Origin of the sequence: Xanthomonas sp. D-99 (assembly GCF_017746145.1) — a bacterium.
Classification (GTDB): Bacteria; Pseudomonadota; Gammaproteobacteria; order Xanthomonadales; family Xanthomonadaceae; genus Xanthomonas; species Xanthomonas cissicola.
In genome coordinates this window covers 1-1035 of sequence record NZ_JAGHWU010000132.1, presented here as the reverse complement: position 1 = coordinate 1035, position 1035 = coordinate 1, and the positions used below count along the sequence as shown (strand labels likewise).

Annotated in this window: 1 protein-coding gene and 1 pseudogene; both read right to left on the bottom strand. The window is 52.3% G+C overall.

Annotated features, from left to right (window positions below; genetic code table 11):
* Positions 1 to 13: 13 nt before the first annotated feature.
* A pseudogene (locus tag J7360_RS21115) lies at positions 14 to 304 on the bottom strand (hypothetical protein); the annotation flags it as partial.
* Positions 305 to 322: 18 nt separating this feature from the next.
* Positions 323 to 859 (bottom strand): hypothetical protein, encoded by a 537-nt coding sequence (locus J7360_RS21110; protein WP_244667880.1) that lies wholly within the window; start codon positions 857 to 859, stop codon positions 323 to 325.
* Between the last annotated feature and the right edge of the window lie 176 nt (positions 860 to 1035).

The window sequence follows — 1035 nt, the reverse complement described above, 5'->3', positions numbered from 1 at the left end:
TTGTTCAGACCTTCCTTAGGTCATTTGTTGCAGCCGCACCTGAAGGTTGCAGGCTTGCCGCAGGCAGCGTGATGACACCACTTTGCTTGTCGTACGTTCCCGCCAGGTTTGACTGCGCGCTATTTGATGCTTGTATCGCGAAGTCCTTCAGTTGCCCCGACTGAGCCTGCTGATCAAACTGGGCCAGCAATTTGGCATCGGTCGTGATTGCGTTGTGGAGCTGGGCAACTTGGTCGTTGCTTGCGCCGTGGTTTGCAGAAAAACGAGAGAGTGCAGCTTCCAGTTGCGGGCTTGGCCTAGCCATGTCCTAACTCCCGAAAAATTAGCGTCCGTTCAACGTGCCGATTGATTTGATACACAGACGCGTCTGCTCACGGGGCACAAGATTTTGTGGAATGATGGAGATCACGATGTTCCCTCCAATCCCATTCTTCGCAAGTTTTGAATAGCGCCAATCCTCCAGCTGCCCAATCGGACCATAGGTAGGGGACGCATTGAAACCCATCTCTTTAAGCTTGCGATCATAATATTCAAAATCTAGCGTGCAGATGGCGGACATGTTTCCAAAGTCATCCACACTGTTTTGAAAAGTTAACCCGACGCCTTTTAAAAGAGAAAACGATTCCGGAGTGTAGGTGAAGGCATACCGCCATCCGTCGCCCAGATCGTTGCTCCAGTAACCAACCGAGAGCCTACCCTGCTCTGGTTGCTTTAGCGTGATTCCCATCTTCTCCCGGATACGTTCGGGACTCAGGTCATCTCGGGAATCAAGGCTCTCGATCAGCCTCAAAAAGCGGTTTCCGATTTCTTCGACGCTAAGCGTAATTTTGTCGCCGGTGACAGCCTCTGGCAAATTCATGTCAGCGTGCTCCTTCGGAAGCGGCTTCAGTGGTCCATGGGCACAAGCACTTAGGGAAGGTCTGAACAACGAGACCTGACAGGGCGGAAGGTGGCGTCGTTCCGAAGAGTGGCTTTTGGAACTTCGGAATTTCGCCATTTCTGGCGCTTTCCGCGGGAATTTCCCGGTTCACAGAC

Bases quoted from the DNA above. Each gene is read 5' to 3' on its own strand.
- J7360_RS21110 (WP_244667880.1), bottom strand. From the start codon at position 859: ATGAATTTGCCAGAGGCTGTCACCGGCGACAAAATTACGCTTAGCGTC.